Consider the following 15,147-nt stretch of genomic DNA (forward strand, 5'->3'; position numbering starts at 1 on the left):
GGTTTCCGCGTCGCCGCCGCACACCGCCATAGAGCATCGAAGGAGGATGCATGAAACTGCTGCTAGCGCTTCTCGGTGTAGCGCTGGGCATCGTCACCGCGGTACCCGCGCACGCCGTCCCGGGAGAGGACGAGGCGGCCGCCGATGACAACAATGAGGTCTTCATCGCCGATCTGCACAAGGTGGGGATCAGCTTTCAGGACCCGGGCCAAGCCGTGAGCGCCGGAAAAGCGGTGTGCGGCTTGCTCGCTCGCGGCGTCTCCGGCCTTCAACTCCTCAACGACCTGCGGGACAACAACCCCGCACTGACCACCAACGGCGCCGCCCAGTTCGCGTCGGCCAAGTCGTACTGCCCACGTCAACTCGAGTCCGCCGAGGCCGGTAAGGGCGGCGGCTGATCAACACCCACTGCCGCGGCGTATCCATCACCGTTGAAAAGAAAAGCCTGATGTTGCAGCACCAAACGCCTGCCCTTGAACTGGGGCCAGTGATGGATTTCGGCACCCGTGCGCCGGAAAGCAATTCGGGGCGGATGCATTCGGGCCCCGGCGCCGGATCGCTGATGGACGCCGCCAAGGCCTGGGGTGTGCTGGGCGCCCAACTCGCGGACACGGCGCTGACCTACCGGGCGGTGATCGCGGAGCTGGATCGGCGAGACCAGCGCGCGTCGACCAGCGCGATCACCCAGGCCGTCGCGCCCTATCTGGCCTGGCTGGACGCCACCGCCGCGCGGGCCCGGCAGACGGCCACCCAGGCCACGGCGGCCGCGGGTGCCTACGGCTTGGCGCTCGCGGCGGTGGTGGCACCCCATGTGATCGCTGCCAACCGGCTACGGCGGATCTCGCTGGCCGAGGCGAACTGTCTGGGCCAGCTCAGCCCGGCGGTCGCCGACGCCGACGCCGACTACGAACGGATGTGGGCGCAAGACGCCGCCGCCATGTATGCCTACGCCCGCGCCTCGGCCGGCTTCTGGAAGCTGACACCGTTCGATTCGCCGCCACCCGCCGCCGACCCCGCGCCCGCCGGGGTCACCTCACCGTCGCGCAACTGGGCTCTGACCGCCGCGCCGGAGGTCATAACGACTGGCCGACAAGTGATCTCGACCATCTCCGACGCGCTCGGCGCGCTGTCCGTCTCGCCGCTGGCCACCTTCGATACGTCTTTGCTGTCGGCGACGGGGGCGCTGTCCAAGTTGAGTTCGCTGTCGGCGCCGCTGGACTTCGCGCTCAACCACCTCAGTGCCCTCAATAAGGCCGCCGCGCTGGGCAGGGCCGCGGTGATGTGCTCGCCGCGGCCCGGCGCGGGCGGCGGCACGAATTCCGCGGCGCTCCGGGTGAGCGTCGGGCGGGGCGCGGCGATCGGGATCTTGTCGGTCCCACCGGCGTGGACCAGATCGATGCCGAGCCCGGCGTCGCCGAATTCGCCGGCGGCTCCCCTCGATCGGAGCCAGTGAGCTACCCGCCCGCTACCGACCGTACGGATGCCCGCCGGTAGCCGCGTCGGACCGCTGGCCATGTGGACGCTTCCAGCGCCGAGGCGGCGGGTAGTTTGTTTGCCATTGCTGGTCGCGACGGGGGTTGGGGGGCTACGGTCGGGTGATGAAACGGCTTTCGAGTGTCGATGCGGCGTTTTGGTCGGCGGAAACCGCCGGCTGGCATATGCATGTGGGGGCGTTGGCGATCTGCGACCCGAAAGGGTCCGCGGAGTACAGCTTTGAACGACTCCGTCAATTACTGATCGAGCGACTGCCGGAGGTGCCGCAGTTGCGATGGCGGGTCACCGGCGCGCCGCTGGGACTGGACCGGCCGTGGTTCGTCGAAGACGAGGAGCTGGACGTCGATTTCCACCTCCGCCGCATCGGTGTTCCGGCTCCGGGCGGTCGCCGCGAGCTCGAGGAGCTGGTGGGCCGGTTGATGTCCTACAAGCTGGATCGCTCGCGGCCGTTGTGGGAGATGTGGGTGATCGAGGGCCTGGACGGCAACGCGGGCGGCCGGTTCGCGACGCTCACCAAGATGCATCACGCCATCGTCGACGGTGTCTCCGGCGCCGGGCTGGGCGAGATCCTGTTGGACGCCACGCCGGAACCCCGGCCGCCGCAACAGGAGACGGTGGGATCGCTGGTCGGGTTCCAGCTGCCCGGGCTGGAGCGGCGCGCGGTGGGGGCGCTGATCAACGTCGGCGTCAAGACGCCGTTCCGCATCGCGCGGCTGCTGGAGCAGACCGTGCGCCAGCAGGTTGCCACGCTCGGCGTGCGCAGCCGGCCGCCACGCTACTTCGAAGCGCCGAAAACCCGCTTCAATGCGCCGGTTTCGCCGCACCGCCGGGTCACCGGCTGCCGGGTGGAACTGGCCCGCGCCAAGGCGATCAAGGACGCCTACGACGTCAAGCTCAACGACGTGGTGCTGGCCCTGGTGGCCGGCGCCGTCCGCGACTATCTGCAGAAGCGCGGTGAGCTGCCGGCCAAGCCGCTCATCGCGCAGATCCCGGTCTCCACCCGCACCGACGAGAACAAGGACGACATCGGCAACAAGGTCAGCTCGATGACGGTGTCGTTGGCCACCCACATCGAGGATCCCGGCGAGCGGCTGCGGGCCATCCACGACAGCACCCAGAGCGCCAAGCTGATGGCCAAGGCGTTGTCGGCGCATCAGATCATGGGGCTGACGGAGACCACCCCGCCGGGGCTGTTGCACCTGGCCGCGCGGGCCTACACGGCCAGCGGGTTGTCGCGAAACCTGGCTCCCATCAACCTGGTTGTGTCCAATGTGCCCGGCCCGCCGTTCCCGTTGTACATGGCCGGCGCCAAGCTGGACTCGCTGGTGCCGCTGGGGCCGCCGGTCATGGACGTCGCGCTGAACATCACCTGCTTCTCCTACACCGACTACCTGGACTTCGGTTTCGTCACCACCCCGGAGGTGGCCAATGACATCGACGACATGGCCGATCGGATCGAGCCGGCCCTGACCGATCTGGAGAAGGCCGCCGCGGGCGAGACCGGCTGAGCGCGAGTCTGCTTCAGCGAGCGGAAGTCTCTTCGGCGAGCGTCACGCTAGTGTGACCGCCGCAAGCGAGCGTCACGCTGGCGTGACGCCGCGCCGGGCCAAGGCGGCGCTGACCCGGCTGACAATGTCGGCGGGGCGATCCCCAGCGACCACTTGAATGACGATCCAGCCCAGGCGCTCGAGCGTTTCGCGGCGCCTGATGTCCCACGTGTATTGCCAGCGGTCCCGGCGATGTTGCTCACCGTCGTACTCGGCAGCGACCATGAGATCCTCCCAACCCATGTCGAGGTAGTACGTCACGCCGCCAAACTCGTCACTGACCGGGATCTGCGTTTGTGGTCGGGGAAGCCCCGCCCGAATCAGCAACAGTCGCAACCACGTTTCCTTTGGCGACTGCGCGCCGGCATCCGCGAGCCCAATCGCCGCGCGCGCCGACTGCATGCCGCGTCGGCCCGGATACCGATCGGCGAGCAGCTGACACTCCGCTACCTTGCAGTCGGTTGCGCGAAGCAGGTCGTCGATCACGGCCACCGCGTCGTTGACCCGATGCCAGCATCCCAGGTCGACGGCCGTCCGGGCCGGCGTCGTCACGGGAACACCGTCGATCAGGGCGTATTCGTCGCTTTCAAGACGGTCACTGTGAATCCGCAATCCCGGCAACGGGTTTCTGTTGCTATGCAGAATCTCCAGCGGTGCCGTCGCGTCCACCCACCGGGCGCCGTGAACGGCGGCAGCCGACAGGCCAGCGATGACGCCGCGCCGACGCGACCACAGCCATCCGGCGCGGGCGCGAGTCAGCGCCGAGAGTTCGGCGCCGGGGTGGATATACACATCGCGGAACAATCTCTTGTAGCGCGTTCGCAACGCGCTCTTGACTACTTCTCCGTCCGCGACGGCCTCACTGCCGATGAATGGCTCCACCATCGCGGCAGCGTCGCATAAACCGCAACGAACGACAGTTCAGTGCGGCCCGCCTGTCCACACCCCCGGGCGTCACGCCAGCGTGACGCTCGAGCCCGGGAGCCACTCTGGCGTGACGCTCGAGCCCCAGAGAAACCCGGGCCGGTGACAAGTGCGATGCCCCGGCGACGAGACTCAGTCGCGCTCGGGCGGATTTGTCGCGTACACCCAGGACAAAAACCGCGCCACGGCCTCCGCAGACCGATGCGCCCGCGGCGAGCTGAAGATGTCGAAAGCGTGTTGGGCGTGCGGCAATTCGGCGTAGGCGACCGGCGACTTCGACACCGCGCGCAGCTCCTCGACGAACTCCTGCGCTTCGCCGACCGGGATCAGGGAATCGTCGCGGCCGTGCAGGACGAAGAACGGCGGCGCGTCGGCCCGCAGCCGCCGGATCGGCGAGGCGTCGACGTAGATGTCGCGGTGGGTGGCGAATTTCTTTTTGACGACGAACTTTTCGAGCAGCTGGACGAATTCGCGCCGCCCCTCGCCTTCGGTGGTGAACCAGTCGTAGCGGCCGTACACCGGCACCGCGGCCACCACCGAGGTGTCGGCATCCTCGAAGCCCGGCTGGTACTTCGGGTCGTTGGGGGTCAGCGCCGCCAGCGAACACAGATGCCCGCCGGCCGACCCGCCGGTGATCGCCACGAAATTCGGATCACCACCGTAGCGGGCGATGTTCTCCTTCACCCAGGCCAGCGCGCGCTTGACGTCGACGATGTGGTCGGGCCAGGTGTGCCGCGGCGACACCCGGTAGCCGATCGACACGCACACCCAACCACGTGCGGCCAAATGGCTCATCAGCGGATAGGCCTGCGGCCGGCGCATTCCGATCGCCCAGGCGCCGCCGGGCACCTGCAGCAGCACCGGGGCCTTGCCGTCGCGCGGCAGATCACGGCGCCGCCAGATGTCGGCCAGGTTGGCGCGGCCGTGCGGACCGTAGGACACCACGTTCGTCTTCTCGACATAGCGCCGCCGAGCCACGATGTTGCCGAGCGGCAGGGTGCGCCGCCCGCTGCGGGTCGGGCGGGACTGGGGGAGCTTGTTCAGCGCCTCGGTGTAGTCGTCACCGAGTTGGTCGCGCAACCCCGCCTCCAGCACCGGGCCCGGGGTGGTGATGCCCCGATACTTGATCACGCCCAGGATCGCCCAGGACGCCGCGGTCAGGGCCAGCGCCGCCTTACCGCGCCGGCCGGCGAAGTCGCCCCGGCGCCCGCGCCGCAGCGCATCGAGCAGCGAGGCGGAGAAGTAGATGCCCGGCACCTCGGAGGCCGGCCAGCCGAACCAGAAGACCAGCACGGTGCTGTAGCCCTTGCGGGCCAATGGCCGAAATCCATTGGCGGCGTTGGCCAATTCCAGTGTGGCGCGCGCCAGCGGCCGGGGCTTGCGGAGCGTTCGCATCAGCCGCATCAGCCGCCCACCCGGGCCCGCAAATCGGCGCGCAGGATCTTGCCGGTGCTGCTGCGGGGCAGCTCGTCGAGGACCGAAATTTCGCGGGGCACCTTGTAGTTGGCCAGGTTGTCGCGCACGTGTTGCTTGAGCGCCTCGGGCGTCGCCCGCGCCTCCGGTGCCAGCACCACGAACGCCGCCAGCCGCTGCCCGTACTGCTCGTCGTCCACGCCGATCACCGCCGCCTCGGCCACGTCGGGATGTGTCGCCAACGTCTTCTCCACCTCGATCGGGTAGACGTTCTCGCCGCCGGAGACGATCATCTCGTCGTCGCGGCCGACCACGAACAACCGGCCCGCGGAGTCCAGGTACCCGAGGTCGCCCGAGGACATGAAGCCTTCGTGGAAGTCCTTGCTGCTGCCCGAGGTGTAGCCGTCGAACTGGGTGTTGTTGCGGACGTAGATGGTGCCCACCTCGCCGGCGGGCAGCTCGTTGAATTCCGGGTCCAGGATCCGGATTTCGGTGCCGCCGGCGGGCCGGCCGGCGGTGTCGGGGGCGGCCCGCAGGTCGGCCGGGGTGGCGGTGGCGATCATGCCGGCCTCGGTGGCGTTGTAGTTGTTGTAGATCACGTCGCCGAACTCGTCCATGAACGCGACGACGACGTCGGGACGCATCCGCGACCCCGAGGCCGCCGCGAAGCGCAGCGACCGGCACTCGTAACGGCGGCGCACCCCGGCGGGCAGATCCATGATCCGGTCGAACATCACCGGCACCACCACCAGGCCGGTGGCCCGGTGCCGGTCGATGAGGTCCAGGGTGGCCTCCGGGTCGAATTTGCGCCGGGTGATCACCGGGCAGGCGAACGACGCGGCCAGCAGCAGTTGGGAAAAGCCCCAGGCGTGAAACATCGGCGCCACGATCACGACGGGCTCCTCGGCCCGCCACGGCGTGCGGTCCAGGATCGCCTTGAGCGTGCCGATGCCGGCGTTGCCGCCGGATTGCTTGGCGCCCTTGGGAGTTCCGGTGGTGCCGGAGGTGAGCAGAATCATCTTGCCCTTGCGCCCGGTGCGGATGGGCTGCGCCCCGGCCTTCGAAGCGATCAGCTTGTCGACGGTGTGCTGGTGCTCGGTGTCGGTCCACGCCACGATGCGGATCGCGTCGGGCCTGCCGGCCAGCGCGCGGTCCACCGTCGCGGTGAACTCCTCGTCGTAGATGACGGCGTCCACACCCTCGCGGGTGATCACGTCGGCCAGCGCGGGCCCGGCGAACGAGGTGTTGAGCAACACGATGTCCGCGCCGATCCGGTCGGCGGCCACCAGCGCCTCGACGAAGCCGCGGTGATTGCGGCACATGATCCCGATCACCGCCGGCGCACCGGACGGCAGCGCCTGCAGCGCGGCCGCCAGCGCGTCGCACCGCTCGTCGAGCTGCCGCCAGGTCAGGCTGCCCCGCTCGTCGACCAGCCCGGGCCGGTCCGGGCAGCGTTGCGCGGCGGCGGCGAATCCGGACGTCATGCCCATGCCCTCGCGGCGCATGGCCGCGGCGATCCGCAGATAGCGGTCCGGCCGCATGGGTGCGAGCAGCCGGGCGCGGCGCATGGTGGCGATCAGGCCCAGGGTCTCGCGCACAGGATTCGGCATGGCTCAGCCCAGGATCGGGAACCGGCGCTCGGCGGCGAGCTCGTTCAGCGCCTGCTGCATCACCGAGCGCACGTACTCGTCGACCTCGTCGACGTCCGGGTCCTCGCCGAACTGCTTGGCGATGTCGATGGGGTCGAGCACCCGGGTCACGATCTTGGCCGGCAGCGGCAGGTTCGGCGGGATGACCGCGCTCAGCCCGAACGGGAAGCCGAACGACACCGGCAGGATCGCGCTACGCAGTAGGCGTTTGATGCCCAGCCGCTCGGCCAGCCAGGTGCCGCGGGTCAGGTACAGCTGGGTCTCCTGCCCGCCGATGGACACCGCCGGCACGATCGGCACGCCGGCCTCGATCGCGGTGCGCACGTACCCCTTCCGGCCGTCGAAGTCGATGACGTTCTCGGCCAGGGTGGGACGGTAGGCGTCGTAGTCGCCGCCGGGGAACACGATCACCACGCCGCCGGACCGCAACGCCTCGGCCGCGTTCTCCCGGTTGGCCCGGATGTAGCCGGTGCGCCGGAAGAAGTCCCCGGTGGGCCCGGTCATCAGGATGTCGTGGCTGAGCGTGTAGATCGGCCGGTCGTAGCCGTATTTGTCGTAGAAGTGCACGGAAAAGATCGGCACGTCCATCGGGAACATGCCGCCGGAGTGGTTGCCGACCACCAACGCCCCGCCGGGCGGGAACGACTCCAGGCCGTGCACCTCCGACCGGAAGTAGGCCTTGAGGACCGGGCGCATCACCGTCATCAGGCGCTGGGTCAGGACGGGGTCGAATTTGCCGATGTCCCCGCCGTCGGCGTTGTCGCTGTCGGTCACGTTCCTCCCTTGACGCTCGCCCGAGGCCGCCGGGGCCGCGTCGAGTCCCTCGATGGTAGCGACCGGCGGCGGGCCGCTGTCATGGTGTTTCGCCTTTTTCGTTCCGGCGCGTGGCGCGGCCCCGGCCGGGAGGTTACTGTTACGACGCCCCGACTGACCCCCGGAGAAACGGAATGCGATGGACGTAGCCGGTCTGTCCCCCGAGCGCCGCGCGCGCTCGAGCGCTCCGCACCGCACGGCCGGCACCCCCGACCGGCGCGGGCGCCGGCCGGCCACCAAGCCGGACGCCGTGCCGATCACCAAGCCGGTCACCCAGCCGCACACCGTGCCGGACACCGCGGACCAGCAGCAGGCCGACTACTTCATGCGCCTGCTCACCGGGCGGCGCGGCCTGATCGACCAGCGCCTGGACGGGTATCGGCAGAAGATCGCGAAAGCCGAGGCAAAAGGCGACGCCGACGCGGTGGCCGGATTGCGGCGCCTGACCCGCATCGCCGAGCAGGATCGGCAGGCGGTGGACGGCCTGATCGACAAGCTGCGCCGGCGATTCGCCCGGCGGGCCTGAAACCGCCGCTCCCGCAGCGCTTTTCGCCACCACCCGGCCACCGCCGGCCCACCAGTCGCCGACCAATTGCGGGCGCGGCCGCGACCGGCACCCACCGAATCGACACACCCGCCCGGCGGTGCCGATACATTCGATGGGCCAGCTGTTCGGTGCAGAGGAACGAGGCCTCCCATGGGATTCATGACCCCGGAGTTTCCCGACGTCGACCCCCAAACCTGGACCGGCCTGCCGCGGTCGACCCGGCGGCAGATCATGACCCGGCACTGGGTCGAGCACGGCTTCGGCTCCCCGTATGCGGTGTACCTGTTCTACGTGTTCAAGATCGCCGGCTACGTCGCCGGCGCGGCCGCGGTGATCTCGCTGACGCCGGGCCTGGGCGGGCTCGGGCGCATCGCCGACTGGTGGACGCAGCCCATCGTGTACCAGAAGCTGGTCGTCTTCACGCTGCTGTTCGAGATCCTGGGCCTGGGCTGCGGATCGGGGCCGCTGACCGCGCGGTTCTGGCCGCCGTTCGGCGGCTTCCTGTACTGGTTGCGGCCCAACACGATTCGGCTGCCGCCGTGGCCGGACAAGGTCCCGTTCACCGCCGGGGACAGCCGCACCGTCGTCGACGTCGCGCTGTATCTGGTGGTGCTGGGCTCGGGCGTCGCGGCGCTGCTGTCGCCGGGGCGGGGCGGGCCGGTCACCGCGGCCGGCGACGTCGGCCTGATCGATCCCATCCTCGTGGTACCGGCCATCGTCGCGCTGGCACTGCTGGGGTTGCGGGACAAGATGATCTTTCTGGCCGCGCGGGGCGAACACTACGGATTGACGCTGCTGGTCTTCTTTTTCGGCTTCACCGACCAGATCGCCGCCTTCAAGATCATCATGCTGGCGCTGTGGTGGGGCGCGGCGACCTCCAAGCTCAACCACCACTTCCCCTACGTGGTGGCGGTCATGATGAGCAACAGCCCGCTGCTGCGCGCCCGCGCGTTCAACTGGTTCAAACGCCGGTTCTATCTCGACCCCGTCGACGACCTGCGGCCGTCCTGGATCCCGAAGGTGATGGCCCACGTCGGCGGCACCACCGCCGAATTCCTGGTCCCGCTGGTGCTGGTGTTCGTCGCCGACGGACACCGCTGGGCCTGGTTCCTGATCGCCTTCATGGTGCTGTTCCACCTCAACATCGCCTCCACCATTCCGATGGGAGTCCCGCTGGAGTGGAACGTCTTCTTCATCTTCTCGCTGTTCTACCTGTTCGGGCACTACGCCGGCGTCACAGCCACCGGGCTGAGCTCACCGCTGCTGCTGGTCATCCTGATCGCCGCGCTGGCCGTGGTGCCGATCCTGGGAAACCTTTTCCCGCAACAGATCTCGTTCCTGCCGGCGATGCGCTACTACGCGGGCAACTGGGCCACCAGCACCTGGTGCTTCCGCACGGGCGCCGAAGACAAGATCGAGGCCAACATCACCAAGGCATCGGCGCTGGTGCCCAATCAGCTTGCCCGCCTTTATGATCCGCAATCCGCCGAACTGATGATCGACAAGTTGATGGGCTGGCGGTCGATGCACACGCACGGGCGGGCGCTGGGCGGGCTGGTGCCGCGCGCCCTGCCCGGCGGTGCCGACGAGGCCGACTACCTGCTGCGCGACGGCGAGATCGTCGCCGGCCCGCTGATCGGCTGGAACTTCGGCGAGGGCCACCTGCACAACGAACAGCTGCTGGCCGCCGTGCAGCGCCGCTGCAACTTCGACGAGGGCGAGGTGCGGGTGATCATCCTGGAAGCCCAACCCATCCAGCGCCAGACGCAGGCCTACCGCATCGTCGACGCCAAGACCGGGCTGATCGAAGCGGGCCACGTCGACGTCGCGAGCATGCTGAGCCGGCAGCCCTGGCCCGAGCCCGGCGACGAATACCCCGTCCACGTCCATGGCTAGGGCGGTGGTGGTCGGGGCCGGGCCCAACGGGCTGGCCGCGGCGATCCAGCTGGCCCGCCGCGGCGTCGAGGTGCAGGTGCTCGAGGCCGGCGAGACGCCCGGCGGGGGAGCGCGGTCGGGTGAGCTGACGGTGCCCGGGGTCATCCACGACCTGTGCTCGGCCACCCACCCGTTCGGGGTCGGCTCGCCGTTCTGGAAGGAGATCGACCTGCCGAGCTACGGGCTGGTGTGGAAGTGGCCGCAGATCGACTGCGCCCATCCGCTCGACGACGGCAGCGCCGGTGTGCTGTACCGGTCGATCGAGCAGACGACGGCCGGCATGGGGCCCGACGCCACCCGGTGGCGGCGCGCCGTCGGGGACCTGGCGGCCGGATTCGACCAGCTGGCAAGCGATTTGATGCGCCCGGTGCTGCGCGTCCCGCGCCATCCGGTGCGCCTCGCCCAGTTCGGGCCTCGCGCGCTGCTGCCGGCCACCGTGCTGGCCCGCTGGTTTCGCACCGAGCAGGCCCGGGCGCTGTTCGGCGGCGCCGCCGCGCACATCTACACCCGGCTGGACCGTCCGCTGACCGCCTCGCTGGGCCTGCTGTTTTTGGCCAGCGGGCACCGGTACGGCTGGCCGGTCGCCGAAGGGGGATCGGGCTCGATCATCCATGCCCTGGTCGCCGCCCTGCGCGCGCACGGCGGCGACGTCGCCACCGGCGTCACGGTCAGCGACCGGCGCGACATCCCGGACGCCGACATCGTCATGCTCGACCTGACCCCCGCCGCGGCGCTGCGGCTCTACGGCGAGCTGATGCCGGCGCGCATCGCGCGGTCCTACCGCCGCTACCGGCAGGGCTCCTCGGCGTTCAAGGTCGACTTCGCCGTCGAGGGCGACATCCCGTGGACCAACCCGCACTGCGCCCGGGCCGGCAGCGTGCACCTGGGCGGGAGCTTCGCCGAGATCGCCGACACCGAACGCCAACGCGCGCAGGGCAAGCTGGCGCCGCGCCCGTTCGTCCTGGTGGGACAGCAATACCTGGCCGACCCGTCCCGCTCGGCCGGCGGCATCAACCCGATCTGGGCCTACGCGCACGTGCCGTTCGGCTACACCGGCGACGCCACCGCCCTCGTCGTCGATCAGATCGAGCGGTTCGCGCCCGGATTCCGCGACCGCGTCGTCGCCACCGTCAGCAGGGGCACCGCCGACCTGGCCGCCTACAACGCCAACTACATCGGCGGCGATATCCTCGGCGGCGCCAACGACGGGCTGCAGGTCATCCTGCGGCCGCGCGTCTCGGTCAGCCCGTACGCCACCGGCGTCCCCGGTGTCTATCTGTGTTCGCAGTCCACGCCGCCGGGACCGGGCATCCACGGGCTGTGTGGCTATCACGCCGCCGAGGCCGCGCTGGGCTGGCTGCGCCGCCGCGGCGGCTAGCTTGCGCAGGCTGTGGCCGAGGTCACCGGGGCGATACCGGAGCGGCAACCGGCCGCGGCACTGATCTAGGCTGGCGACGAGCGCAAATCAGCCGACACAGGAAAGAAGACGGAGGAGAGACAAGTGACGGTCCGGGTAGGCATCAACGGCTTCGGTCGAATCGGGCGCAACTTCTACCGGGCCTTGCTGGCTCAACAGGAGCAGGGCACCGCCGACATCGAGGTGGTCGCGGTCAACGACATCACCGACAACAGCACCCTGGCTCACCTGCTGAAATTCGACTCCATCCTGGGCCGGCTGCCCTACGACGTCAGCCTGGAGGGCGAGGACACCATCGTGGTGGGCCCGGCCAAGATCAAGGCGCTGGAGGTGCGCGAGGGCCCGGCCGCGCTGCCCTGGGGCGACCTGGGCGTCGACGTCGTCGTCGAATCCACCGGGCTGTTCACCAACGCGGCCAAGGCCAAGGGCCACCTGGACGCCGGCGCCAAGAAGGTGATCATCTCCGCGCCGGCCACCGACGAGGACATCACCGTGGTGCTGGGCGTCAACGACGACAAGTACGACGGCAGCCAGAACATCATCTCCAACGCGTCGTGCACCACCAACTGCCTGGCGCCGCTGACCAAGGTGCTCGACGACGAGTTCGGCATCGTCCGCGGCCTGATGACCACGATCCACGCCTACACCCAGGACCAGAACCTGCAGGACGGGCCGCACAAGGACCTGCGCCGGGCGCGCGCCGCCGCGCTGAACATCGTGCCCACCTCCACCGGCGCGGCCAAGGCGATCGGGCTGGTCATGCCCAACCTCAAGGGCAAGCTGGACGGCTACGCGCTGCGGGTGCCGATCCCCACCGGCTCGGTCACCGACCTGACCGCCGAGCTGAAGAAGCCGGCCAGCGTCGAGGACATCAACGCGGCGTTCAAGGCCGCCGCCGAGGGCCGGCTCAAGGGCATCCTGAAGTACTACGACGCGCCGATCGTCTCCAGCGACATCGTCACCGACCCGCACAGCTCGATCTTCGACTCCGGGCTGACCAAGGTGATCGACAACCAAGCCAAGGTGGTGTCCTGGTACGACAACGAGTGGGGCTACTCCAACCGCCTCGTCGACCTGGTCGCCCTGGTCGGCAAGTCGCTGTAAGCCGTGGCTGTCCACAATCTCGAAGACCTTCTCGCCGAAGGTGTTTCCGGACGCGGTGTGCTGGTGCGTTCGGACCTGAACGTGCCGCTGGACTCCGATGGTGAGCAAGGCCGGATCACCGACCCCGGCCGGATCACCGCGTCGGTGCCGACGTTGAGCGCACTGGTCGAGGCGGGCGCCAAGGTGGTGGTCGCCGCGCACCTCGGGCGTCCCAAGAACGGGCCGGACCCGGCGTTGTCGCTGGCCCCGGTGGCCGCCGCGCTCGGCGAGCAGCTGGGCCGGCACGTGCAGCTGGCCTCGGACGTGGTGGGCACCGACGCCCTGGCCCGCGCCGAGGGGTTGACCGACGGCGACGTCCTGCTGCTGGAAAACATCCGGTTCGACGCCCGCGAAACGTCCAAGGACGACGCCGAGCGGCTCGCGCTGGCCCGGCAGCTGGCCGAATTGGTCGGTCCCACAGGCGCTTTCGTCTCCGACGGTTTCGGCGTGGTGCACCGCAAGCAGGCCTCGGTGTACGACGTCGCCACGCTGCTGCCGCACTACGCCGGCACGTTGGTGGCCGAGGAGATCGCCGTGCTGGAGCAGCTGACCGGCTCCACCAAACGCCCCTACGCGGTGGTGCTCGGCGGGTCCAAGGTGTCCGACAAGCTCGGCGTCATCGAGTCGCTGGCCACCAAGGCCGACAGCATCGTCATCGGCGGCGGCATGTGCTTCACCTTCCTTGCCGCGCAAGGGTTTTCGGTCGGTAAGTCGCTGCTGGAAACCGAGATGGTGGACACCTGCCGCCGGCTGCTGGACACCTACGTCGACGTGCTGCGGCTGCCGGTGGACATCGTGGCGGCCGACAGGTTCGCCGCCGACGCGGCGCCGCAGACCGTGCCGGCCGACGCCATCCCCGACGACCTGATGGGCCTGGACATCGGGCCGGGATCGGTCAAGCGGTTCACCGCGCTGCTGTCCAACGCCGAGACGATCTTCTGGAACGGCCCGATGGGCGTGTTCGAGTTCCCGGCGTTCGCCGCGGGCACTAAGGGCCTGGCCGAAGCGATCGCGGCGGCGACCGGCAAGGGCGCCTTCTCCGTGGTCGGCGGCGGCGACTCGGCGGCCGCGGTGCGCGCGCTGGGCATCCCGGAGAGCGGCTTCTCGCACATTTCCACCGGCGGCGGGGCGTCGCTGGAATACCTTGAGGGCAAGGCACTTCCGGGCATCGAGGTGCTGGGACGTCCGCAGCCGACGGGAGGCGCCGCGTGAGCCGCAAGCCACTGATCGCCGGCAACTGGAAGATGAACCTCAACCACTTCGAGGCCATCGCGCTGGTGCAAAAGATCGCGTTCGCGCTGCCGGACAAGTACTACGACAAGGTGGACGTCACGGTGCTGCCGCCGTTCACCGACCTGCGCAGCGTGCAGACCCTGGTCGACGGCGACAAGCTGCGGCTCAGCTACGGCGCCCAGGACCTGTCCCAGCACGACTCGGGCGCCTACACCGGCGACATCAGCGGGGCCTTTCTGGCCAAGCTGGGCTGCACGTTCGTCGTCGTCGGGCACTCGGAGCGGCGCACCTACCACAACGAGGACGACGCGCTGGTGGCCGCCAAGGCCGCGGCCGCGCTCAAGCACGAGCTGACCCCGATCATCTGCATCGGCGAGCACCTCGAGGTCCGCGAGGCGGGCAACCACGTCATCCACTGCGAGGAGCAGCTGCGCGGCTCGCTGGCCGGGCTGTCCGCCGAGCAGATCGGCAAGGTCGTCATCGCCTACGAGCCGGTGTGGGCGATTGGAACCGGACGGGTGGCCAGTGCGTCCGATGCTCAAGAGGTGTGCGCGGCGATCCGGAAAGAGTTGGCGTCACTCGCCTCAGCGCAGATCGCCGACTCGGTGCGGGTGCTCTACGGCGGCTCGGTGAACGCGAAGAACGTCGGGGAGCTGATCGCCCAGGACGACATCGACGGCGGCCTGGTGGGCGGCGCGTCGCTGGACGGCGAGCAGTTCGCCACGCTGGCCGCCATCGCCGCCGGCGGGCCGCTGCCGTGAGAACGAGCCCGCCCCGGTAGGCTGGCCGTCATGCAGTTGGCTTTGCAGATCACCCTGGTCGTCACCAGCATCCTGGTGGTGTTGCTGGTGCTGCTGCACCGCGCCAAGGGTGGCGGGCTGTCCACGCTGTTCGGGGGCGGCGTGCAGTCCAGCCTGTCCGGGTCCACGGTGGTGGAGAAGAACCTGGACCGGCTGACGCTGTTCATCACCGGCATTTGGCTGGTCTGCATCATCGGCATGGCCCTGCTGATCAAGTACCGCTGACCGGCTG

At 69.4% G+C, this 15,147-nt stretch carries 14 protein-coding genes; 10 read left to right on the forward strand and 4 right to left on the reverse strand.

What is annotated here, in order from left to right:
* The first annotated feature begins 50 nt into the window (after window positions 1-50).
* The 3 genes from MAA44156_RS05490 to MAA44156_RS05500 all read left to right on the forward strand — a co-directional run bounded on the left by MAA44156_RS05490 (window position 51) and on the right by MAA44156_RS05500 (window position 3,002).
* Entirely contained in the window at window positions 51-398 is a 348-nt protein-coding gene (locus MAA44156_RS05490) for a DUF732 domain-containing protein (protein WP_009977624.1), read from the forward strand.
* 92 nt (window positions 399-490) lie between these two features.
* Window positions 491-1,453 carry a PPE family protein gene (locus MAA44156_RS05495; RefSeq protein ID WP_009977622.1) on the forward strand — a complete coding sequence of 321 codons (963 nt, stop codon included), beginning with the start codon at window positions 491-493 and terminating at the stop codon, window positions 1,451-1,453.
* A 145-nt stretch (window positions 1,454-1,598) separates the two neighbouring features.
* The gene (locus MAA44156_RS05500) at window positions 1,599-3,002 is read left to right on the forward strand and encodes a WS/DGAT/MGAT family O-acyltransferase (protein ID WP_003877642.1); all 1,404 of its coding nucleotides are present in this window, start codon (window positions 1,599-1,601) and stop codon (window positions 3,000-3,002) included.
* A 72-nt stretch (window positions 3,003-3,074) separates the two neighbouring features.
* On the opposite strand, the gene MAA44156_RS05505 is transcribed toward MAA44156_RS05500, so the two are convergent.
* The 4 genes from MAA44156_RS05505 to MAA44156_RS05520 form a co-directional block, all read right to left on the reverse strand.
* Window positions 3,075-3,926, reverse strand: a complete 852-nt coding sequence (locus tag MAA44156_RS05505) for a type IV toxin-antitoxin system AbiEi family antitoxin (protein ID WP_009977619.1) — start codon at window positions 3,924-3,926, stop codon at window positions 3,075-3,077.
* Between the two features lie 171 nt (window positions 3,927-4,097).
* Window positions 4,098-5,369, reverse strand: coding sequence for an alpha/beta hydrolase (locus MAA44156_RS05510; RefSeq protein ID WP_009977618.1), 1,272 nt, complete (start codon window positions 5,367-5,369; stop codon window positions 4,098-4,100).
* Window positions 5,369-6,988 (reverse strand): acyl-CoA ligase FadD12, encoded by a 1,620-nt coding sequence (fadD12, locus tag MAA44156_RS05515; RefSeq protein WP_023869487.1) that lies wholly within the window; start codon window positions 6,986-6,988, stop codon window positions 5,369-5,371. The genes MAA44156_RS05510 and fadD12 overlap by 1 nt, the downstream gene beginning before the upstream one ends.
* 3 nt (window positions 6,989-6,991) lie before the next feature.
* On the reverse strand, window positions 6,992-7,801 hold the full coding sequence (locus MAA44156_RS05520) for a lysophospholipid acyltransferase family protein (protein WP_009977616.1): 810 nt from the start codon (window positions 7,799-7,801) through the stop codon (window positions 6,992-6,994).
* A 178-nt stretch (window positions 7,802-7,979) separates the two neighbouring features.
* Here MAA44156_RS05520 and MAA44156_RS05525 point away from each other — a divergent pair, with 178 nt between their 5' ends.
* The 7 genes from MAA44156_RS05525 to secG all read left to right on the forward strand — a co-directional run bounded on the left by MAA44156_RS05525 (window position 7,980) and on the right by secG (window position 15,140).
* The gene (locus MAA44156_RS05525; protein ID WP_009977615.1) at window positions 7,980-8,366 is read left to right on the forward strand and encodes a hypothetical protein; all 387 of its coding nucleotides are present in this window, start codon (window positions 7,980-7,982) and stop codon (window positions 8,364-8,366) included.
* 171 nt (window positions 8,367-8,537) lie between these two features.
* Complete coding sequence (locus MAA44156_RS05530; RefSeq protein ID WP_009977613.1) at window positions 8,538-10,283, forward strand: DUF3556 domain-containing protein; 1,746 nt, start codon at window positions 8,538-8,540, stop codon at window positions 10,281-10,283.
* Window positions 10,276-11,700 (forward strand): phytoene desaturase family protein, encoded by a 1,425-nt coding sequence (locus MAA44156_RS05535; RefSeq protein ID WP_009977612.1) that lies wholly within the window; start codon window positions 10,276-10,278, stop codon window positions 11,698-11,700. The genes MAA44156_RS05530 and MAA44156_RS05535 overlap by 8 nt, the downstream gene beginning before the upstream one ends.
* A 123-nt stretch (window positions 11,701-11,823) precedes the next feature.
* Entirely contained in the window at window positions 11,824-12,843 is a 1,020-nt protein-coding gene (gene gap / locus MAA44156_RS05540) for a type I glyceraldehyde-3-phosphate dehydrogenase (protein ID WP_003876056.1), read from the forward strand.
* 3 nt (window positions 12,844-12,846) lie between these two features.
* A complete protein-coding gene (locus MAA44156_RS05545; RefSeq protein ID WP_009977609.1) occupies window positions 12,847-14,094 on the forward strand; it encodes a phosphoglycerate kinase in 1,248 nt (415 codons plus the stop codon).
* Window positions 14,091-14,876 carry a triose-phosphate isomerase gene (gene tpiA / locus MAA44156_RS05550; protein ID WP_009977607.1) on the forward strand — a complete coding sequence of 262 codons (786 nt, stop codon included), beginning with the start codon at window positions 14,091-14,093 and terminating at the stop codon, window positions 14,874-14,876. The genes MAA44156_RS05545 and tpiA overlap by 4 nt, the downstream gene beginning before the upstream one ends.
* Window positions 14,877-14,906: 30 nt before the next feature.
* The gene (secG, locus tag MAA44156_RS05555) at window positions 14,907-15,140 is read left to right on the forward strand and encodes a preprotein translocase subunit SecG (RefSeq protein WP_003876059.1); all 234 of its coding nucleotides are present in this window, start codon (window positions 14,907-14,909) and stop codon (window positions 15,138-15,140) included.
* Window positions 15,141-15,147 lie beyond the last annotated feature (7 nt).

This window comes from Mycobacterium avium subsp. avium (assembly GCF_009741445.1).
Lineage (GTDB): Bacteria > Actinomycetota > Actinomycetes > Mycobacteriales > Mycobacteriaceae > Mycobacterium > Mycobacterium avium.

Excerpts from the sequence above, each read along its gene's own strand:
- MAA44156_RS05490 (WP_009977624.1), top strand. The coding sequence starts at position 51 with ATGAAACTGCTGCTAGCGCTTCTCGGTGTAGCGCTGGGCATCGTCACC.
- MAA44156_RS05495 (WP_009977622.1), top strand. The coding sequence starts at position 491 with ATGGATTTCGGCACCCGTGCGCCGGAAAGCAATTCGGGGCGGATGCAT.
- MAA44156_RS05500 (WP_003877642.1), top strand. The coding sequence starts at position 1,599 with ATGAAACGGCTTTCGAGTGTCGATGCGGCGTTTTGGTCGGCGGAAACC.
- MAA44156_RS05505 (WP_009977619.1), bottom strand. The coding sequence starts at position 3,926 with ATGGTGGAGCCATTCATCGGCAGTGAGGCCGTCGCGGACGGAGAAGTA.
- MAA44156_RS05510 (WP_009977618.1), bottom strand. The coding sequence starts at position 5,369 with ATGCGGCTGATGCGAACGCTCCGCAAGCCCCGGCCGCTGGCGCGCGCC.
- fadD12 (WP_023869487.1), bottom strand. The coding sequence starts at position 6,988 with ATGCCGAATCCTGTGCGCGAGACCCTGGGCCTGATCGCCACCATGCGC.
- MAA44156_RS05525 (WP_009977615.1), top strand. The coding sequence starts at position 7,980 with ATGGACGTAGCCGGTCTGTCCCCCGAGCGCCGCGCGCGCTCGAGCGCT.
- MAA44156_RS05530 (WP_009977613.1), top strand. The coding sequence starts at position 8,538 with ATGGGATTCATGACCCCGGAGTTTCCCGACGTCGACCCCCAAACCTGG.
- MAA44156_RS05535 (WP_009977612.1), top strand. The coding sequence starts at position 10,276 with ATGGCTAGGGCGGTGGTGGTCGGGGCCGGGCCCAACGGGCTGGCCGCG.
- secG (WP_003876059.1), top strand. The coding sequence starts at position 14,907 with ATGCAGTTGGCTTTGCAGATCACCCTGGTCGTCACCAGCATCCTGGTG.